A 19,105-nucleotide genomic window follows, 5' to 3' on the forward strand; every position below is an offset into this window, starting at 1 on the left:
CCTCCGTCGTGATGATCGAAGAACTCCCGATAGAATGCTATTAAAGATACATCCGGTTCCGGCTTCCGTCAAATGCGGTATTCTTTCTCCGGCCAGCTCCGGAACGGGTCTTTCAGAAAACTCCGGCCGTAAGCTGCCGGAGCGCCGTCCGGATCAACTGCGGCAAGTCGTCGGCCATCAAACCAGGACCGCCGATTTCACCGGCCAGGCCATGCAGAAAAACCGCCCGCACCGTCGAAGCGAAGCCGTCCCCCTCCAGCAGCGCCGCCGTCACTCCGGTCAGACAATCGCCGGAGCCGGCGGTAGCCAACGCCGGTGAACCGCTGGAATTGAAGCTGATCCGGCCATCCGGTCCGGCAACCACACTCAAGTTGCCCTTCAGCACCACCACCGCCTGCAACCTGGCGGCAAGTACTTTGGCGGCCCGGCAGCGCCAGTGTTCATCCTCCGGTACCGCCAGCCGCAACCCCTGCAGCAATCGCCGCATTTCCCCCGGATGGGGCGTCAACACCCGGACCGCGCCGGCCGGGCGCGAGTCCCACAATTCCGGCGACTGCGCCAACTGGTTCAGCGCATCGGCATCGAGGACCACCGGCAACGGCAGCGCCAATACCGCCGCCAGAAAATCCTTCATCCCGGCCGCGTTTCCCAGTCCGGGTCCGACGGCGATAACGCTGCTCAGCCGGGCCAATTCCAGCATGGAAGCGACACTGGCGGCATTGAAATCCGCCTTGCCGCCGGCCGGCAGCCGCCGGACGATCAATGCCGCCGGCAACGGAGTCAAGCCGCCGGACAGCTCCGGCAATCCGAGCCGGACCAGTCCGGCGCCGCTGCGCAGCGCGGCGACGGCGCTCAACACCGGCGCGCCATAATATTCGCCGCTGCCGCCGAGCACCAATACCCGCGCGCGGGTATTCTTGTGCGCATCGACCGGCAACGGCTTCAACTGCCCGGCAATTTCGGCGGCAAACACCATCTGCGGCGCCCCGTCAACGGCCGTACCATCCGCCGGCAAAGTCAATGGAGCCAGGCGCAGCAAACCGCACTGCTGCGGTCCGCGCCGGAGCAACTGCCCAATCTTCGGATGGCCGATCATGACGGTCATCGTCGCCTGAATGCAGCAATTTTCGCAAATTCCGGTATCGCAGTTCAACCCGGACGGAGTATCAAGCGCCACCACCGGCAATCCCGCCCGGTTGACAACCTCGATGTAATTTTCAAACGGCGGCCGGACCGCACCGGCAACGCCGGTGCCCAGCAAAGCATCGACGATCAAATCGCCCCGCCGCAAATCGCCGGAGGAAAGGCGTTCCGGCTGAAGGACTTCAACGGATGACGGCAGATTATCGGCATAATGACGGGCCGTTGCCGTCAATTCCGACGCCGCGAACGGAGTAATCACAGTGACGGGCAACGGCAACAATTCCATCAAACGTCCGGCAACGACATAACCGTCGCCGCCGTTGTTGCCTTTGCCGCAAAGCACCACCACCCGCCGCAAAGCCCCCGGCAATTGACTCCGGCAGAAGCCGGCAATCACTTCAGCGGCATTGTTTCCGGCCTCGCCCATCAAGATTTCCGGCGTCGTTCCGGCGGCAAACGCCGCCGCTTCCAGCGCCCGCATCTGTTCAACGGTTACCACCCGCACGGCTCGACTTCCTCCTTTTCAAAATAAAAAAACCGGTGCGCTGCCCACACCGGCAAGGAAACACTTTTATGATAAGGCGGCTCAGTTGCCGTTCTTCTCATCGGCGGCATTGATGGTCTCTTCGATGATCTCGGCAATCATGCCGGATTTTTGCACTTCCAGCATCTCGATCGTCAGCCGGTTGGTCCGCTGCTGCTCCAGCGTGAACTCGGTAACCTCGGCCTGCAGTTTCTTCAACTGCGACACCAGTCCGAGCAAATCGGATTCCAACGTATTCTTGAGCTCCAGAAATTGCTTGCAGAATTTGAAAAACTTATAGAGAGCGACCAGCAGTATAATCCACGTAATTCCAACGGCAATCACGACCAGATAATGAGGCGACATTGTGATAACACTCCTGCTTGATTCTTTTGATAAATTTCCTGAAACCCTGCCATGCCATAAAATAAAACCGGTTACGGAAGATTACAATATGAAACCGCAAACTTTCGTTATCTTTTTTCCGGCAGCGGCAGCGAACTATATATCAAATTACAGTGTTTCTTCTCCGGCGTCCAATACGGCAATATAGGGCAGTTGCCGGAACAATTCCCGCGAATCCAGGCCGTAACCGACCACATAGCAATCGGCGACGGCAAACCCGCGCCAATCGGCCCGCCGCACTACCGCGGCCGACCGCGGCCGGTCTTTTTCCAGCAGCACACAGGTTCGAACGCTGGCGGCCGCCCGCCGGCGGAACAACCCGACAATACCGCCCAGCGTCAAACCGGTGTCCAGCACATCGTCGAGAATCAGCACATGCCGGCCGGCGACCGGCAGCTTGACGTCGGCGCGAATTTCCAGACGCCCGCTGCTGCGGTCATCGCAATAACTGCCGGCCGCGAAAGTGTCGCACTGCAGTTCGGGCAACTGCAGATGGCGCAGCAAATCGGCGGCGAAAAACAACGCCCCGTTGAGCACGATGACCACCGTCAGCGGCTTTCCCCGGTAAAAGCAGCAGAGTTCCTCTCCCAGTTCCCGAATCCGGGCGGCCAGACGATTTTCATCAATCAAAAGCTGCATGATCTGTTTCCGTTCCCAAGTTGTAAGCCGGCGATGGCGGCGGCATACCATAACGATGCCGACGGCGGTTTGCAAATCCGATGTCAAAAGAATCCGGATTTTCCGGCCGAATGCCATTGCATAACGACAAAGCGGTGATACTATTTCAACAACAACACTGCATTAAAAAAAAAACGACAGGAAATGATGATGTATCAACCAGCAGCAGACCGTTACGACTCGATGCCTTATCGCCGCTGCGGCGCCAGCGGTTTGAAATTACCGGCCATTTCGCTGGGCATGTGGCACAATTTCGGCAGTGTCGATGTTTACGAAAACGCCCGGGCGATGCTGCAACAGGCTTTCGACCTCGGCATCACCCACTTCGACCTGGCCAACAATTACGGGCCGGAACCCGGTTCGGCGGAAACGACGTTCGGCCAAATTTTCCGACAGGATTTCCGGGCGTACCGCGACGAGATGATTATCTCGACCAAAGCCGGTTACCTGATGTGGCCGGGGCCCTACGGCGAATGGGGATCCCGGAAAAATTTGATCGCCAGTTGCGATCAGAGCCTGAAGCGGATGCAGTTGGATTACGTTGATATCTTTTACAGCCACCGCCCGGATCCGGATACGCCGCTGGAGGAGACGATGGGCGCCCTGGATCAACTGGTGCGCAGCGGCAAGACGCTCTACGTCGGCATTTCCTCCTACCCGCCGGAACTGACCCGCCAGGCGGCCAGGCTGCTGCGGGAAATGCGCACTCCATTCATCATCCACCAGCCGCGCTACAATTTGTTCTGCCGCGATTTTGAATTCAACGGCCTGTTCGACACCCTGTTGGCAGAAAAAATCGGCTGTATCGTCTTTTCTCCGCTCGCCCAGGGACTGCTGACCGACAAATACCTGCATGGCATTCCGGCCAATTCCCGCGCCAGCCGCAATCACTTCCTGAAGGAGTCGATGATCACCGGCGAAGTGCTGCAAAAGATCGGAGAACTCAATCAACTGGCGCAGCAGCGCGGCCAGACGCTGGCCCAGATGGCAATCAGTTTCGTCCTGCACCAGAAGGCGGTCACCTCGGCGCTGATCGGCGCCCATTCACCGCAGCAGCTCGTCGACATCGCCGGCTGTTTGAACAATCTGGAGTTCTCAACTTCGGAGCTGGCGTCGATCGACGCGATCGTCGGACGGTAACCGCCGGCGGCAGAAGGCGATGAACCGCTCGGCAAACTTCAGGTTTTCGTGCGGCATATAAATGAAATGCATGGTGCGGAGCAACCGTCCTTCGGTAAATCTTGCCGCCGCCAGCGTCCCGGCGGCAAGCTCCTCCCGGATCGCCAGTTCCGAAATGACGGTGAAGCCGAATCCCAGCTTGACCAACTGCTTGAGCGCTTCAAAACCGTTGACTTCCTGGACAGCCCGAATGTCCGGCGCCGGCAGGCCGCGTTCAGCCAGAAAGCGGTCGAAACAGTACCGCGTGCCGGAACCTGGCTCCCGTAAAATCAGCCGCCGGCCGGCCGCAATCGCTTCCGCCAGCGAAAATTCGGCGGCGGCAAATCCCGGCTGGCCGGCCGCTACCAGTTCGTCCTGCACCCAGGGTTCGGCAAAGAAATAATTGCGGTCGAACGGTCCCTCCACCAGTGCCAGATCAAGCTGGTGCTTCTTCAACCGGTCGGCGATTTCGTCGGTGTTGGCGATATACAAACTCAAATTGCAGCGGGGATGCAGCTCGCTGTAAGCGGCCAGAAATCCCGGCAGCACGTAACCGCCGGCCGTCATCGTCGCTCCGAGCCGGTAATGCCGGATGGCGGAGGCGGCGTACTGCACTTGACGGATCAACTGATCTTCGGCCGCCAGCAACGATTCGCACTCCGCCTGCAACGCCCGGCCGCCCGGCGTCAACCGCAAGCGCCGGCCATCGCGTTCAAAGAGCGGGGTTCCCAGTTCGGCTTCCAACTGGGCGATCTGCTGGGTGACATTCGGCTGCGACATTCCCAGGGCCGCGGCAGTCTCGGTGAAATTATGCAGCACCGATGCTAAATGAAATATTTTCAACTTGCGATCTACCAGCACGTCATTCCCCCCGCATTTTTTCCGATCATCGTCAAATTTTTCCGCCGCATCATTGGGGATAAAATACCGCGCCATCCACGTTTTACAAACTGCGACCGTCGCGATTGTATTTTGCCGATTTTTCAGACAGGGTGCTTTGTCCCGCATGAAACGAGACGAATGGCCGCACAACGATTATGCTGAGCGGAAGACATTACGAAATGACGCCGCCGGCGACGTCGGCTTTTTCAACCACGAACGGTCACTCCAGAAGTTCGGAATATTTACCGGCAAGCGGCACGACTGGGACGGCGAAAACGACAGGAGAATACCTGAAATTCCAGTCGGAATTGTCCAGAATACCCTGGTCATAACAATCGAGGTAATTCGAACGTTTCCATGCCGGCCTTGCAGAATGCAAATTCCGGGGACGCCGGATTGCAGAATGCAGTCGGCCGGGCGAAATTCCGGTACGGTTTGAGCGGGGAAATACAGTTGGCATGTCAAATGCTGTCCAGAAACCTAACAACGAGGAAGGTTTATGGATCATATCAGAGAGCATATCCGGGAACAGATCAAGATCGAAAACTTGACCAAGATTTTCGGACACAATGAGAAGAGGGCGCTGGAGCTTCTCCGCCACGGAAAAAGCCGGGATGAAGTGTTTCAGGCGACCCGCTGCAATATCGGCTTCGCCGATGTGTCGTTTTCAGTCGGCCGCGGTGAATTGTTCGTCATCATGGGACTCTCCGGCAGCGGCAAGAGCACATTGATCCGCGCAGTCAACCGCCTGATCGAACCGACCTGCGGCCGGGTGACTGTCGGAGGAACCGATGTGACCGCGCTGCCACGCAGGCAGTTGCTGCTCTGGCGGCGCAAAGTCGCAATGGTTTTCCAACATTTTGCGCTTTACCCGCACTTCACGGTTCTCGAGAATGCCGGCTATGCGCTGCGGTTGGCCGGGCTCCCGCCGGCCGGCTGCAACGCCCGGGCGGCCGAAGTGCTCGAACTGGTAGGGTTAAAAGGCTATGAACATCACTATCCGGACCAGCTTTCCGGGGGAATGCGCCAGCGTGTCGGCATTGCCCGGGCGCTGGCCGCCGATCCCGAGATCATCATCATGGACGAAGCGTTGAGCGCGCTTGATCCGCTGATCCGGCGCGAGATGCAGCGGGAACTCCGGGCTCTTCAGCAGAAGCTCGGCAAGACCATGATCTTCATCACCCACGATCTCGACGAGGCAATTTATCTGGCCGACCGGGCGATGATCATGAAAGACGGCAGGATCGCCCAGATCGGCACCATGGAGGAAATTCTCTCGCATCCGGCTGACGGTTTCGTCCGTAAATTCGGCGACGCCGCCGACAAGAGCAAGATCGTCACTGCCGGCGCGATCATGAAAAAAGGTTATGACAGCATCTATCTCACCGATGGTCCGCAGACCATGCTGCGGAAAATCCGGCAGAGCGGCCTCTCCTCTCTCTTCGTCACCAACAAGCAGGGAGTAATCTACGGAATCGTCTGGGCGCGAAAGATCCGGGCATGCGGAAACGATCATGGAACCACTGCGCAGGCACTGATGGAGGTCGAGATCAAAACGGTGCCGCTCGACGCCCCGGTTCGGGAAGTCGTCGCACTGATGGGGGAAAATTCACTTCCGATCGCCGTCGTCGACGAGGAGCGCCGTTTTTGCGGCGTCATCACCGCCGGTTCACTGCTGGCGGCGCTGGCCGGAGAGTGTGTAGAAAGCAAGGAGCGTGTACAATGATCCGTATTCCGATCGGTAACTATTTCGAACTGCTGCTGAATGCAACGGTGGAACGCTGTTCCGGACTCACCCGGACATGCGCGGCGGGCGTCGACAGTTCGGTCGAGGCGGTCAAGGATTTTCTGCTGGCGCCGCCTCCGGTGGTGACGCTCGTCGTTTTCGGCGCCTTGATCTATGTGGCGACGAAACGCCGGACGTTGACGTTCGGAGCCGTCGCCGGCATGCTGCTCATCCAGGGACTCAACCTCTGGGAGCCGACCGTCGAGACCATGGCGCTGGTGCTCTTCTGCACCGCCGCGGCCGTCGTGATCGGAGTGCCGGCCGGTATCCTGCTGGCGTTCCATCCGCTGATGAAAAAAGTGACGATGCCGCTGCTGGATGTGATGCAGACGATGCCGGCTTACGTCTATCTGGTACCGGCCATTGCATTCTTCTCCATCGGCAACACGGCGGGCGTTTTCGCCACGGTGATTTTTGCGCTGCCGCCAATGATCCGCATGACCGTTTTCAGCCTGGAGAATACCCCGGACGAACTTCTGGAGTGTTCCGACGCTTTCGGGGCATCGTCCTGGCGCCGGCTGGTCGACCTGCAGTTGCCGCTGGCACGGCCATCGCTGTTGAGCGGCCTTAACCAGACGGTGATGCTGGCGCTTTCGATGGTGGTCATCGCTTCGCTGGTCGGCGCGAAAGGCGTCGGCTGTACCGTCTGGGAAGCGATCTGCAACGGCGAAAAGGGAATCGCCTTCGAGGGCGGTGTCGCCATCGTCATCCTGGCGGTGATTCTGGACCGCACGCTTCAACGCCTCGGCACCGCTTCGGCAAAAGGAGATGGTATGATAAATAACTGACGTTCGCGGAATCAGCTTTCTGCGTGTAATTTATGGCGATTAACTTACACGTTTGGAAGCGGACAGGTTGCAGACTGAATGTTTCAATGAGGCGCATCAGAAACGATGACGACCCCGGAAAGGAGATTAGTCAGATCTGTAAACCAGAGCGCCACCGTAGAGAGCGACTGATTAATCGACTACTCTGTATGGGAGGATGGTGAGGCCGTGACAGCAGTTCCGCTTCGATTCGTGAAAAACGAATGGGAGTTTTTATGAAAGAGATTATCAAAAAAATTGCGCTGCGGCTCTGGCCGGAGCTGGAGAGCAAAACCTATTTTCCGCAACTCGCGGTCGTCGTCAACATTCCGGATCCGCCGGCGGACGGCGGCCGATGCGCGCCGGAGCGGCCGCGCTACGCCGTCGACGTGCGGCTGCTGACGCCGGAGCTGGCGGTTGACGACGCTATGCCGCTGTTGCGCGACGTGCCGGTGGCGCTCCAGGGCGCGGCGCCGGAACGCGGCTTCGCGGCGCTGCCGCTGCCGGGCACGATCGTCGAACTGGCCTTTGCGTTCGGGCGGCAAAGCCTGCCGTTTGTCCGGTCGGTATTGCCGGACAACCTTGCGCTGCCGGCCTGCGATGGTTTGAGCCAACGCTGGCAACACTCAAAAATCAGTTACCAGGAGGTTGACGCCACCGGCAACTGGACGCGCACCACTCCCGGCGACATCTCCGACGGCGCCGGCGGGACGATCGGGCAATATGCCGGTGATATCAGGCTGGAGGCGCAACTTGCGATCGCCCAGCAAGCCGCGGCCGCCTGGTCGGCGACCGCGCCGCAAATCTGGCTCGGCAGCAGCGCCGAAAATATGTTGGCGATTTTGTCCGAATATATGGCGGCCGTAATTGCCGCGCTGGAAACGCTGGCCGCCCACACCCACCCGGAGGTCGGCGGCATGGAGCAGGCCGACGCCGTAAACGCCCAGACCGAAGTCATAACCGCGCAAAAGGCGCGGCTCGATATCATCACCAAACCAACACCAGGAGGAACACCAAGAACATGAAAACAACATCGTCGCCGCCCGGCGGCGGCTGTCGCGGTATCGGGACAACCGGTACTCCGACACCCGCTGCCGGGCCGAAACCGACGCCGTTTTACCAGGATCAATACGCGACGCTTTATTGCGGTGACTGCCGCGAAATCGTCGCGCATCTGGACGGGGCGTTCGTTTTCCTATTGCCCGCCCCGCCGTATTCCCGCGTCGTCGACGCCGCCTGGGACAAGCTCGATCGCTCGCAGCTCGGCCGGTTGCTCGATGAGATATTCCAGATGGTTCGGCCGAAGCTGGCCCACAATGCCGCCATTTATGTATTCGCATGGCCGTCGTTTGCCGGCAAACTCGAACATATCATGTCGCGGTATTTCAATGTGCTGCAGCATATTGTCTGGAACAAACAGGCTTTTACAGCCGATTTGAAAAAAATCCGGCCCGGCCAAGATTCGGCACTCACCCCCGCCTCCTTTTTTCAAATCAATTTTTCAATTGTGAAGACGGTTTGTGCGAGAAAATAAGGCTGAAAATTTCAAAATGCGCAGAACTATGAAGATTTGCGGAAGTGAACTTTTTGACCGATGGCAATGTGAATTGGAACGGTTATGATTAATTTCCGTTTGGGATACCATTTTAACCTCAGAATACAAGGTTTTGTGCCGTTTTATGCCACTCTCGGCTTCCAATCCTCGGAATCAGTGTTATGTTAGTTTGAATATTGCATGAGGCTTCCGGTTTTGTGAAAAATGCTTTTCACGAACCTGGTGATTGGCTTTTCATTAGTATTCAATTTGCGGTTCGGCCCTTGAAAGACTGAATTGGCAACACTACACATTGTCATGGGCAATCTTCCACGTTATACTGTTTTATAAGCGATTACAATATAATGTGTTAATCGACAGATTGCCCGTCTTTTTTTTCAGTTTCATGCAATATTCAGGCTAATGCATCGTTCGTTATTTTGGTTCTCCATTCGAATTATGGCATTGTAGCATTTATTGACGAGAGGATGTGATTAAGACTTCGCAACAGGGGAGACCGGGAACGGATGTCGGAAGAGTGCCGGAACAATGTTTAAAAATGTTCTAATTCCTGCTCAGAGAACACCCAAAAACGCCTTGTTACATGATGTACGGCAGGAGAAACAGAAACGGTATTCTGAACTCATTTTGAGTTCAAAACATCGTAAAAAAGGCAAAAAAGAGTGGTGGGCGATGGGGGACTCGAACCCTCGACCTCTGCCGTGTGAAAGCAGCGCTCTAGCCAGCTGAGCTAATCGCCCGTGAGATGATGGAACTATACTATAGCCGCTGATTTTATTTTTGGAAATCCGATTTTGAAATAATTTCGATTTTTTTACCGGCCATGCCGGAACCGAAAAAAATTACGATCCGCCTTCCGGCATTTGACGAATTCCGGTCAAACAGGTATATTTCTCTCATTGATCACCGCTAGACCGGAAAAAAAGAATGACACCAAAACAAAAATTCTGTTGGCTGCTCGGTGCCGTCGTCCTGTTGGGATTGCTGCTGCGACTCGGCGTCGGTTGGCAGTTGGCAACTTTCAACGACGGCCGCAACAGCGTTTTCACCCCTTCAGCTCAGACGGATTTGAAAACCTATATGACGCTGGCCGCCGAGATCGCCAACGGCTCTTTTCAGGGAGAATTTTATTACCAGCCGTTTTATTATGCGGTTTTTCTCGCCGGTTTATACTGGCTGTTCAACGGTTCCGTCTGGGCGGTCGTCCTGGCTCAGACCTTACTGGGAACGGCAACCATCGGGCTAGCCGGTTTGAGCGGCGCCCGGCTCGGCGGCCGCCGGACCGGCCTGATCGCCGCGCTGCTGACGGCGTTTTCCGCCGCGCTGGTCCTCTATACGCCTTTTCATCAAATCGCCACATTGCAGGCATTCTGGCTGGCCTTGCTGTTTTATCTGACGCTGCTGGCAATCCGCCGCAACCGCTGCCGGCTGTGGCTGGCGGTCGGCCTGGTGGCCGGCTGCAGCATTTTGACCCGCGGTAACGTCTACTTCCTGCTGCCGGGCCTTCTCTTCGTCCTCTTTCGTCGCCAATTCAAAACTTCGCCGCCGCATCGCCGCCGCGACAATTTCCGCCGCGGTGGTGTTTTTGCGCTGCTCCTGCTCGGCGGCGTCTTACTGGTACAATTGCCCTTCATCGTTCACAATTCCCGCATACGCGGAACGCTGACCGGCCCTTCAACGGCGGCCGGCGCAGTACTGACACTCGGCAATACACCGGAAGCCCCGCCCGGCGGCCGGGAACCTGGCTTGCCGGCCGGACCGATGGAATACCCGCGCCTTTATCAGAGCTGGATGGCCACCGAACAGGAGGTTTCCATTCCGAGGCGCATACTGGACTGGGCCGGCCGCGAGCCGCTGGCGTTCCTCGAATTTCAGGCGCGCAAATTCCTGTTGTTTTTCGATTACCGGGAAATTCCCAACAATGTTTCATTTGCCGGAGAAGGCACCCAAGCCGGGTTGTTCAAGCTGGCAGTCGCTTCCAGCGGCCTGATCATTCTGCTGGCGCTGGCCGGACTGGTCTGGCTGTTGCCACGCGCCTGGCAAAAGCATTCTCTGGGCTATTTTCTACTCAGTTATTTTATCATCGCCTATGCGGTCGCGGTCGCGGCATTTTACAATTTATCGCGTTTCCGGGCGCCGATTTTGCCAATATTGGCCGTAGCCGGCGCCTGGGGACTGACTGTTTTCTGGCGCAAACGCCGGCAAGGCCGGAGGATCTACTGGCGCTACGGACTGGCGCTGGCGTTCGGCGCTTTTATCACCTTTGCCGCTTTCGATTATTACCGGTCGTTTCTGGAAAGCTGCGTCATGTGTCTGGTCCGGCCCAACGGTGTGACCGAACGCCTTGAAACCGGCGAATGGATGCAGCTCGACCACGGCCCGCAGACCTTCGGCCAGTGGGTCGGCGTCGATTTGAAATCCGGCATGAAGCTGGTCAAAAACTTTCCGCCGCTTACCGCAGCAGCCGGACCGGCCGCCGAAGTGGAAATCACCTTTCTGGCGTCAAAACCCGGCCGGCTGCAGTTCTCATTGAACGGCACCGACCGGACGGTGGAGTTTCCGGCAGCGGAATTCCGTTCCGGTCTGGCGCTGAAAACCGCCCGTTTTCCAGTCGTTTTAAACGCCGGCAACGACCTGACGCTGGCAGTAAAATCCGTTGCCGGCGACATCGCCGTATTGGCGGATTGTCAACGCGATTACGGCCGGAGCAAACTGGACGGAGAAGCGCTCGGCGCCGAATGGGTGATGCGACTGTTCCGGCCAGCCCGGCCTTGAAAAAAAATGTCGAAAGGGAAGAGCGTGATTGATTGGTGAAGGCATGAATGCAAAAATTTCCATTCGCTTTTTCAATGACCGCGAGGTGCGAGCCGCTTGGGAGAATGACTCCAATCAATGGCCATTCTCCGTGGCAGATATTGCGGGAGTATTGACCGAAAGCGCCAACCTGCGCAAATATTGGAGCGTACTGAAAACGCGGCTCAAGCAAGATCATGCTCAGTTGACTACAGCGCGTAGCCACCTGAAAATGACGACGGCGGATGGGAAAAAATATTTGACTGACTGTTTGAAACAGAAAGATCTCCTTTGGCTTGCCAGTCTTGAACCGGGAAGCGTCAAATGGTTACAGCAGATTCACGCTTATCTCTTTGGCGGACTGTACGATTTTGCCGGAAAAATTCGGAATAAGAACATCAGCAAGGCACGCGCATCTGGCTTGACCTGAATCTGAAACGTTCATTGAAAAAGTGTTGCAATGCAGTTGAAAGAACTTGAACGGGTTCCTGCAAACGCCCTCCACAAACGTGGAGATAACAGAAAAAGGTGTCCGACACGAATGATGATTTACCTCGATCATGCGGCGGCGATGCGGCCGGAACAGGAACTGCTGGACTATTTCTGTGCCGCCGCCTCGGAATATTATGCCAATCAGGAGGCGGTCCATGCCGGCGCCTACCGGGTCCGGCAGCAGTTGGCAACCGCAGCGGCAGAACTTTTCGCCGCATTGCTGCCGTCAGCAAACGGCGAACAGCGGGAAGCCGCCTGGGCGGCCGGCGGCAGCGACGCATTCGGCTATCTGACCGCCCCGGTCTGGCCGAAAGGCAATCTGGTCTCCACGGCGCTGGAACACCCGGCCTTGACGGCGGCCCTGCGGCGGACCGGATTGGAATACCGAACCGTCAACTGTCCGGGCGGTTATTTTGATCCGGATCATTTCGCCGACTGCCTGGACGCCCACACCCGGCTGGTGGCCATCCATCATGTTCAAAGCGAACTGGGATTGCAGCAGGACTGGCCGGAACTGGCATCCATCGTCCGGCGGCGGGCTCCGCAGGCGCTGTTGCTGGCCGACACCATCCAATCGGCGGCCAAACTGGACCTGCAGCCGTTACACGACGTCGATCTCCTGACCGTTTCCGGTCATAAGCTCGGCGCTCCCGGCGGCGGCGCCCTGCTGCTGAACGGCAAACGCGCCGTCAAATTCTTCGAAGCGCCGCTCGTTGCCTACCGCCACACCGACTACCATTGCGGCCGGCCGGAATCGGCAACAATGCTGACGCTGAGCCGGGCGGTGCAATTGCAATGCCAGCGGCGCATTGCCACGGCGGCGCATTTGGAATCGCTGCAACAGTTTTTGCGCCGGGAACTCGTCCGGCTTCCGGTGAAACTGACGCTGGCCCCCGAAGCGCCGCATTCGCCTTTCATCTGCCATTTGCTGCTGCCGGGTTACCAGAGCGCCGTCGTCGTCCGCATGCTGTCGGAATCCGGCATCCTGGCCGCCGCCGGCAGCGCCTGCCAGGCGGAAAGCCCCAAACCGAGCGCCGCGCTGCTGGCGCTCGGTTATCGGGCCAAAGACGCCTATTCCGGACTGCGGTTGAGTTTCGACCGTCATACCACCCGGGAAGAACTCGGCACCTTCGTTTCAGTGCTGCAGAAGGTGCTGGCGTCTTACTGATCTTGATTGGCGGCGAATTTTACTCGACCCGGAACTCGAGCGTAACCACCGCCTTGATCTCTTTCATGATCGTCGATTTGTCATACTCTCCATAGCTGGACATCGCGCCGGAAGCGGGGGCGGTGATCTGGAAGACGCCCTGCGACGCGGAAATCAGCCCGCCAACGCTGCCGCCGGAATTTTTCGCCAGCACGCCGGCCCGTTCCGCCCCATTCCGGGTCGCTTCGGACAAAAGCTGCATCTTATATTTATCGAGATCGCGAATGATGAAACTGGCCCCATTGGAACGCGGTAAGACACCGGCTTGAATCAACGTGGTAAACTCCCGGGCAACTTTTTCGATCCGTTCCACTTTCTCACTGGAAACAACCACCTGCTGAGTGAGCAAATAATCCAGCACCGTCTGAGTGGGAATGCCTTTGGCGTCACGCTGCATATTTTCCATCACGTCGACACTCTCGAAGACGATTTCTTCGGCCGCAAAGCCGGCCTCACGGAGAAAAGCCTCCACCCGCTCCTGATCGGCGGCCAGTTCGGCATACCCGTCGGTGAGCACCGGATTGCGCGTCGAAAAACTGCCGTACCAGATGCCGTAATCCGATTTCACCAGTCGCATGGCCGACCCTTTGACACAGATATTGTTGTTCCGCGTCACTTTCACCGCCGCCTGAGCGATGATATAGGCGGACAGAGCGAAACCGAGCGCCAACGTGGCGCCGAGCAGAAACATGGCCATGCGATTTCTCATTTTTGCGGACTCCTTTTCCGGTACGGTTGTTGATGGCTGAAAGTCAGGGTGGAACGAGGTGGTATTATTACTCTTTCAACCAGGAATATGCAAGCCTGTTTCGGATAAAAATATCGAAAAAAAGCGATGATGACCGCCGGCCGGCAATATGGGTCAACGCCGGATGGTTCAGACGTAATATTCGGCCGCCAGCAATACGGCGCACAGATAACCCGGCGCCCCGATGATCAAAGCCAACATTTCGGCATTGTAGGCGCCGCTGTCCGGTGATTCGTCCCCGGTCAATTCCCGGACCATCCGCTGCGGCAGGGTGCTCCTGACGGTCAGCCAGAGATCGGCGGCCAGCACCGCCGCCACCAATGGGGTCAGATACCAGCCGGCGACCGCCGCCGTCCATGCCGGGGTGAAATAAATGACGGTCGACACCGCCAGAAACAGCCCGGAAAACATCTCGTAGACCAACAACCAGCGGAATTTTTTCAACCGGTTCCACATCGCCAAATCGCTCAGGGTCGCCAATGCCAGCAGCCCGGCATAGCCATACATGATTCCAGAAAGAATTTCAACCCCTCCTTTTCGCCGCCGCCGCCCGGCCGGACCTCACGGCCGCCGGAGTTTTATTTTGTTTCGCAATCGTCATCGGTCAAGAACAGAATGGTATGATCCGGCTCGTCGCCGTCCTCCGGAGCCTTGCGTTTGTCGAGCTCTTCCTCGGACAAAACCAGCGTCCGCCCGTCATGGGCGCCATCCGTCCGACCACGGGAAAATTGCGACAAGGCATTCAACTCCTCCTGGCTGAGAATGACCGTGCGGTCTTCCATCGGCACCGCCGTTCCGCCCGCCGCGGCCTCCGGCGCCATCACTGCCGTCTTTTCAATTTCCGCCGTGCTTCCGGCGGCGCCCGGCGGCGGCGTCAACCGGGCATCGGCGGCCGCGGCGCCGAACCGGGCCGGCAGCAGTTCCCGCATGTAATTGGCCAGCGTGACGATCGTCGGGCCGTAGCCGTCCTTATAGATGTAATATTCCAGGTCGCGGGCCAGGACGGCAGTATCGTTATAGCGGTCGCGCGGGTCCGCCGCCAGCATTTTGTGCAGAATGTCCAACAATTCCGGCGGCAAATCCTTCGGCAGCCGCTCCCAGTCGATGAAATTCTCGCGCGCCTGCTCGAGAATTTCCGGCACAGTCTTTTCGATATGGCGCGCCATCCGGTTGGACAACAGATAAAAGAGAACGATGCCGAGCGAATAGATGTCGGCCCGAAAATCCACCTTGCGATGGCGGGTCGCCTGCTCCGGCGCCATAAACGCCACTTTGCCGGAAACTTTGCCGTCGTCATCCAGATTGGCCGCCTTGGCGATGCCGAAATCAGTCAGCTTCGGCACCCCCTCGATGTTGATCAGGATGTTGTGGGGGCAGACGTCGCAATGGACGATATCCAACGGATTGCCGGCACCGTCCAGCCGGCTGTGCGCGTAGGCCAGGCCGCGGGCCACCCGGCTGGTGATGAAAACGGCCAGCGAATACGGCAACGTCAGCTTGAACTTGCGATGGTACTCCATAAAGTCGTAAAGCGAAATGCCGTCGACGAATTCGAGGATGAAATAATACCCGTCGTGCTCCCGGTTCAATTGATAAATCTGGACGATATTCTCATGGATCAAATTGGCCACCAGCTTCGCTTCGGCGATGAAACGGGTGACAAAAGTGGCGTCATCGACATATTTGGCCAACAACGTCTTGATCGCAACGATCTTCTCGAAGCCGGCCACCCCTTTGGCTTTCGCCTTGTAGACCGCTCCCATGCCGCCTTCGCCGATCAGGTTGACAATCTCGTATTCGACCTTGCTGATGATCTTTTTCATAATCAAATCCTGTTCCGATTATTGTTTTCAACGAGGATGCGACGCCATGCCTTCAACTTTTCGAGATGAATTTTCTTCAACGGCATCCGGCTGCGGCGGCAGGCCGAAGTGAAAAAATTAACTCCCGACAAAAATTCGATTTCATAATTCAGCCATTCCAGCTCGGAGAAACTCCGGTCGAAAGCGAACAATTCCAGGCGCAGCAATTGTGACAATTCAAAAAAAGCGCTGCGGCCGACGTATTCCAAATCGGCGTCGCAGATCACCGCTTCCAGCACATCCTTCGGCTTGGCCGGATAAACCGTCGCCCGGATCAACCCCTGAATCCGGACGATCTCCGCTTCGGAATATTCGAATCCGCCCAGCACCTCGCCGGCGAGCTGCGCCGACGCCTCCTCATGGTTGCGGGCCGTGACGATGTAGCCGATGTCGTGAAATACCGCGGCCGTCTGCAGCAGTTTGATGTCCTCCTGACTCAATTGCTCGAGATGGCCGAACTCCTCCACCGCGGCGGTCACCGCCCGGGTATGGCGAATCGAATGATACAAAAAAATGCCCGGCAATTCCCGCCGCAAACGACCGATGGCATATTCCGACGCAGACTGGTAATTCATACTTTCCTCTCACTGGCAATTTTACAATATTCTTTCCTCAGAATATAAGTTGTTCTGCGGGACAACGCAAGTTTTTTTCCAATCAAATACTGGTAAAAAGCATTTTTCGGGCCATATTGTCAAGCAAAGACAAGAATATTTGACGGGAGCGGTAATTCGGATCATGGATTTCGACCGAAACGGGGAACTTTTCGAAGCGCAGAAACAGTTGGCGATGGAGCGGGCGCTGCGCTGCCTGGGCATGCGCTGGCACACGGTCAACGAGTTGGGCAATAAATTGAAAAAAAGCGGGTTCGAACCGGAAATCGTCCGTTTGACGCTGGCGGAATGTCAACGGCTCGGTTTGCTCGACGACCGCCAATACGCCAGCGATTACGCCACCCAACTGGCCGATCGCGGTTGCGGCAGTTACCGCATCAGGTTGAACCTGCGCCGCAAGGGTATCGCCCCGGAAGAAACGGCGGAAACCCTGGCACAGTTGGCAAAGGACGAGCCGGAACGGGCCATCCGGGCGGCCGAATTCAAACTCCGCATGTTGGCGCGGGAAAGCGACTGGCGGCGCAAGCGGGAAAAGTTGTGCCGTTTTCTGGCCGGCCGCGGTTTTCGGCCGGAAGCGATCCGGGCGGTAATCGCCCATTTTCCGGAATTGCAGGGCCGGTCCGATGACTTCGACGATTGAATTTCCGGCCCGGCGTGATTGCCGGGTTTATTTTTTATTTTGCGCGGCAATTTTTGTTGTAAAGTGATAAATTGCCGCTATAATATTATTATATGAAGTTAGTTCCGCCTCATGCTGGATGCCACTTGAATTTTAGAAAACGTTTTTAGAGGGAAGTTCTGATGAAACGAATCTTTTTGACTTCGGCCGCCGCCCTGCCGCTCCTGTTCGCCGGTTGCGACCGCCAATCGTCCACCTCCGACTCCGCCGCCAAGGAACCGGCCGCACCGCAGGCCCAGGCCGCCCCGGCGCCGGTTGTCGTCGCCCCGACGCTGACCGAAGGCTCCATCAGCGGCGATGAATTGAGCAAAATGCTCGATATCACCATCGAGAAATGGCAGCTCAAATTGCCGGCCGGCCGTTACAAACTCAATCTGTATCTGGAAAGCAGCGTGCCGGGGGCGCCGCAGCCGACTAAAGTCGAACTCAAATCCCTCTCCTATGCAACGTTCGCCATTTCCGATCACGACAATGACATCACTTTGATCATGCGCCTGCCGGCCAAGGGAAACAACGGACGGTTGTTCATCCAGTCGGAAAACCGGTCGATGGGCATTCCGCTGGCGCCGCAATTCGCCGAAACATTGCTTAACAGTGAAAAAGAACGTCCGATGCTCTTTTCCAAAATCATCAAGCCGCTGGCCTCTTCGCTGACCCAGCAGAAATATCAACTGGCCCAGGGGACCTTCAGCGACGTCGGCGCCGCCAACAAGGCTGTGCGTTCTTTGACGATGATCCTGGAAGTGGACCGGCAGGATGCCGCAACGGCGATGCCGGCGGTTCCCCCGGAGGACTCCGACGCGGATTGACGCGCTTGCGGGTCTGCTTCGAGTGATTTCCGTTCGAATTGCGGATTTCACTCGTTTTTTGGGTCCTGTTCCGGATGAAAAGCGCCGGGGAATCAGGCGTGCGACAGCAGCGGGAACATCAAGCGATTCTCCCGGAAGAGATTCTCTTTGTCCGACAGCAGAAACAAAGGCTCGCTCCGCCGGCAACCGGTCATCCCGGCAACCGTCTCTTTCGGAGTAAATCCCAGCATGACTTCCTTCACTGACGGTTCGGCAGTCATCGCCAACAGGTCGCCGAGCGGCAGCGAGCCGGGGCCATAGAGATCGAAACAAGTCCATTTGCGGTCATTCCAGCCGGCGATGACCACCATATCGAACTCCTCGAGAAAATAGACGCAATCCTTCAACCCATCCGAACAGTAAAACATCAGCAGCGCAAAATTATCGGTCATCGAAAACGCCGCATACGGATTGGAATGCCGATAGCACGCCGCCAGGATGGCAAGATCGGCGCGGTCGGCAAGATCGAGTTTCCGGTACTTGCCGGGACACGGCATAACCGACACCGCCGGTTGATATTCCAATTCCCGTTCAAACCCGAATTTCGGATAAAAGTCCAGCACCGTATCGTTTGCAAAAAGATAGACCGCCTCGCACCGCTCCCGCCATTCCTCCAGAACGGTTTCGATCAAACCACGGCTCAACCCGCGACGCCGGTAAGCCGGATCGGTCATCACCGTCCCCAACTGGATATAACGCTTTGGCCTGTCCTGCCAGGCCAGATCAATCCGGTTGACCGCAACACACGAGACGACCCGATCGCCGTCGAGCAGCACATAAGGCCGATAGCGGTCCGTCCAATAACCGTCCTCGTACCATTTTCGGAACGACAGGCCGAAAACCCGGCCTGCCAGCGCCAGGAAACTGTTCCGGATAACGGCGATGTCCCGGATATTCTTGTGCAAGGTGTAAGCCACTCTATGCCG

19 protein-coding genes and 1 tRNA gene are annotated in these 19,105 nt (G+C 57.3%); 10 read left to right on the forward strand and 10 right to left on the reverse strand.

Going from position 1 to position 19,105, the window contains the following annotated elements:
• Positions 1–112: 112 nt before the first annotated feature.
• The 3 genes from HWX74_RS05530 to HWX74_RS05540 all read right to left on the reverse strand — a co-directional run bounded on the left by HWX74_RS05530 (position 113) and on the right by HWX74_RS05540 (position 2,710).
• A complete protein-coding gene (locus HWX74_RS05530; protein ID WP_176012601.1) occupies positions 113–1,648 on the reverse strand; it encodes an NAD(P)H-hydrate dehydratase in 1,536 nt (511 codons plus the stop codon).
• Positions 1,649–1,729: 81 nt separating this feature from the next.
• On the reverse strand, positions 1,730–2,032 hold the full coding sequence (locus HWX74_RS05535) for a hypothetical protein (protein WP_176012602.1): 303 nt from the start codon (positions 2,030–2,032) through the stop codon (positions 1,730–1,732).
• A 147-nt stretch (positions 2,033–2,179) separates the two neighbouring features.
• Positions 2,180–2,710 carry a phosphoribosyltransferase gene (locus HWX74_RS05540; RefSeq protein ID WP_176012603.1) on the reverse strand — a complete coding sequence of 177 codons (531 nt, stop codon included), beginning with the start codon at positions 2,708–2,710 and terminating at the stop codon, positions 2,180–2,182.
• 186 nt (positions 2,711–2,896) lie between these two features.
• Between HWX74_RS05540 and mgrA the strand changes: the two genes are divergently transcribed.
• Positions 2,897–3,889, forward strand: a complete 993-nt coding sequence (gene mgrA / locus HWX74_RS05545) for an L-glyceraldehyde 3-phosphate reductase (protein ID WP_176012604.1) — start codon at positions 2,897–2,899, stop codon at positions 3,887–3,889.
• Here mgrA and HWX74_RS05550 read toward each other — a convergent pair.
• Entirely contained in the window at positions 3,845–4,750 is a 906-nt protein-coding gene (locus HWX74_RS05550; RefSeq protein ID WP_176012605.1) for a LysR family transcriptional regulator, read from the reverse strand. The genes mgrA and HWX74_RS05550 overlap by 45 nt on opposite strands.
• A gap of 538 nt (positions 4,751–5,288) precedes the next feature.
• Between HWX74_RS05550 and HWX74_RS05555 the strand changes: the two genes are divergently transcribed.
• The 4 genes from HWX74_RS05555 (at position 5,289) to HWX74_RS05570 (ending at position 8,915) form a co-directional block, all read left to right on the forward strand.
• Positions 5,289–6,515: a glycine betaine/L-proline ABC transporter ATP-binding protein gene (locus HWX74_RS05555; protein WP_217704860.1), complete on the forward strand. Its 1,227-nt coding sequence runs from the start codon at positions 5,289–5,291 to the stop codon at positions 6,513–6,515.
• Entirely contained in the window at positions 6,512–7,363 is an 852-nt protein-coding gene (locus tag HWX74_RS05560; RefSeq protein ID WP_176012606.1) for a proline/glycine betaine ABC transporter permease, read from the forward strand. Before HWX74_RS05555 ends, HWX74_RS05560 begins: the two co-directional genes overlap by 4 nt.
• Before the next feature lie 254 nt (positions 7,364–7,617).
• Positions 7,618–8,406 (forward strand): hypothetical protein, encoded by a 789-nt coding sequence (locus HWX74_RS05565; protein WP_176012607.1) that lies wholly within the window; start codon positions 7,618–7,620, stop codon positions 8,404–8,406.
• Positions 8,403–8,915, forward strand: coding sequence for a hypothetical protein (locus HWX74_RS05570; protein WP_176012608.1), 513 nt, complete (start codon positions 8,403–8,405; stop codon positions 8,913–8,915). Before HWX74_RS05565 ends, HWX74_RS05570 begins: the two co-directional genes overlap by 4 nt.
• Before the next feature lie 684 nt (positions 8,916–9,599).
• Here HWX74_RS05570 and HWX74_RS05575 read toward each other — a convergent pair.
• A tRNA-Val gene (locus HWX74_RS05575) sits at positions 9,600–9,676 on the reverse strand.
• 187 nt (positions 9,677–9,863) lie between these two features.
• Between HWX74_RS05575 and HWX74_RS05580 the strand changes: the two genes are divergently transcribed.
• The 3 genes from HWX74_RS05580 to HWX74_RS05590 all read left to right on the forward strand — a co-directional run bounded on the left by HWX74_RS05580 (position 9,864) and on the right by HWX74_RS05590 (position 13,389).
• Positions 9,864–11,711, forward strand: a complete 1,848-nt coding sequence (locus HWX74_RS05580) for a glycosyltransferase family 39 protein (protein ID WP_176012609.1) — start codon at positions 9,864–9,866, stop codon at positions 11,709–11,711.
• A 28-nt stretch (positions 11,712–11,739) separates the two neighbouring features.
• A complete protein-coding gene (locus HWX74_RS05585) occupies positions 11,740–12,159 on the forward strand; it encodes a hypothetical protein (RefSeq protein ID WP_176012610.1) in 420 nt (139 codons plus the stop codon).
• Positions 12,160–12,270: 111 nt separating this feature from the next.
• Entirely contained in the window at positions 12,271–13,389 is a 1,119-nt protein-coding gene (locus HWX74_RS05590; RefSeq protein ID WP_176012611.1) for an aminotransferase class V-fold PLP-dependent enzyme, read from the forward strand.
• 19 nt (positions 13,390–13,408) lie between these two features.
• On the opposite strand, the gene HWX74_RS05595 is transcribed toward HWX74_RS05590, so the two are convergent.
• The 4 genes from HWX74_RS05595 to HWX74_RS05610 form a co-directional block, all read right to left on the reverse strand.
• Positions 13,409–14,137, reverse strand: a complete 729-nt coding sequence (locus HWX74_RS05595) for an SIMPL domain-containing protein (RefSeq protein ID WP_176012612.1) — start codon at positions 14,135–14,137, stop codon at positions 13,409–13,411.
• Between the two features lie 168 nt (positions 14,138–14,305).
• Complete coding sequence (locus HWX74_RS05600; protein WP_176012613.1) at positions 14,306–14,683, reverse strand: hypothetical protein; 378 nt, start codon at positions 14,681–14,683, stop codon at positions 14,306–14,308.
• 71 nt (positions 14,684–14,754) lie between these two features.
• Positions 14,755–15,999 (reverse strand): serine/threonine-protein kinase, encoded by a 1,245-nt coding sequence (locus HWX74_RS05605; RefSeq protein ID WP_176012614.1) that lies wholly within the window; start codon positions 15,997–15,999, stop codon positions 14,755–14,757.
• Positions 16,000–16,001: 2 nt separating this feature from the next.
• Positions 16,002–16,613: an HD domain-containing protein gene (locus HWX74_RS05610; RefSeq protein ID WP_176012615.1), complete on the reverse strand. Its 612-nt coding sequence runs from the start codon at positions 16,611–16,613 to the stop codon at positions 16,002–16,004.
• 163 nt (positions 16,614–16,776) lie between these two features.
• Here HWX74_RS05610 and HWX74_RS05615 point away from each other — a divergent pair, with 163 nt between their 5' ends.
• Together HWX74_RS05615 and HWX74_RS05620 are read left to right on the forward strand one after the other, a co-directional pair.
• Positions 16,777–17,292: a regulatory protein RecX gene (locus tag HWX74_RS05615; RefSeq protein ID WP_176012616.1), complete on the forward strand. Its 516-nt coding sequence runs from the start codon at positions 16,777–16,779 to the stop codon at positions 17,290–17,292.
• A 161-nt stretch (positions 17,293–17,453) separates the two neighbouring features.
• A complete protein-coding gene (locus HWX74_RS05620) occupies positions 17,454–18,140 on the forward strand; it encodes a hypothetical protein (RefSeq protein ID WP_176012617.1) in 687 nt (228 codons plus the stop codon).
• 92 nt (positions 18,141–18,232) lie between these two features.
• Here the strand turns inward: HWX74_RS05620 and HWX74_RS05625 are convergent, their stop codons facing one another.
• The gene (locus tag HWX74_RS05625) at positions 18,233–19,096 is read right to left on the reverse strand and encodes a GNAT family N-acetyltransferase (protein ID WP_176012618.1); all 864 of its coding nucleotides are present in this window, start codon (positions 19,094–19,096) and stop codon (positions 18,233–18,235) included.
• Between the last annotated feature and the right edge of the window lie 9 nt (positions 19,097–19,105).

The sequence above is a fragment of the Victivallis sp. Marseille-Q1083 genome, from assembly GCF_903645315.1.
Classification (GTDB): domain Bacteria; phylum Verrucomicrobiota; class Lentisphaeria; order Victivallales; family Victivallaceae; genus UMGS1518.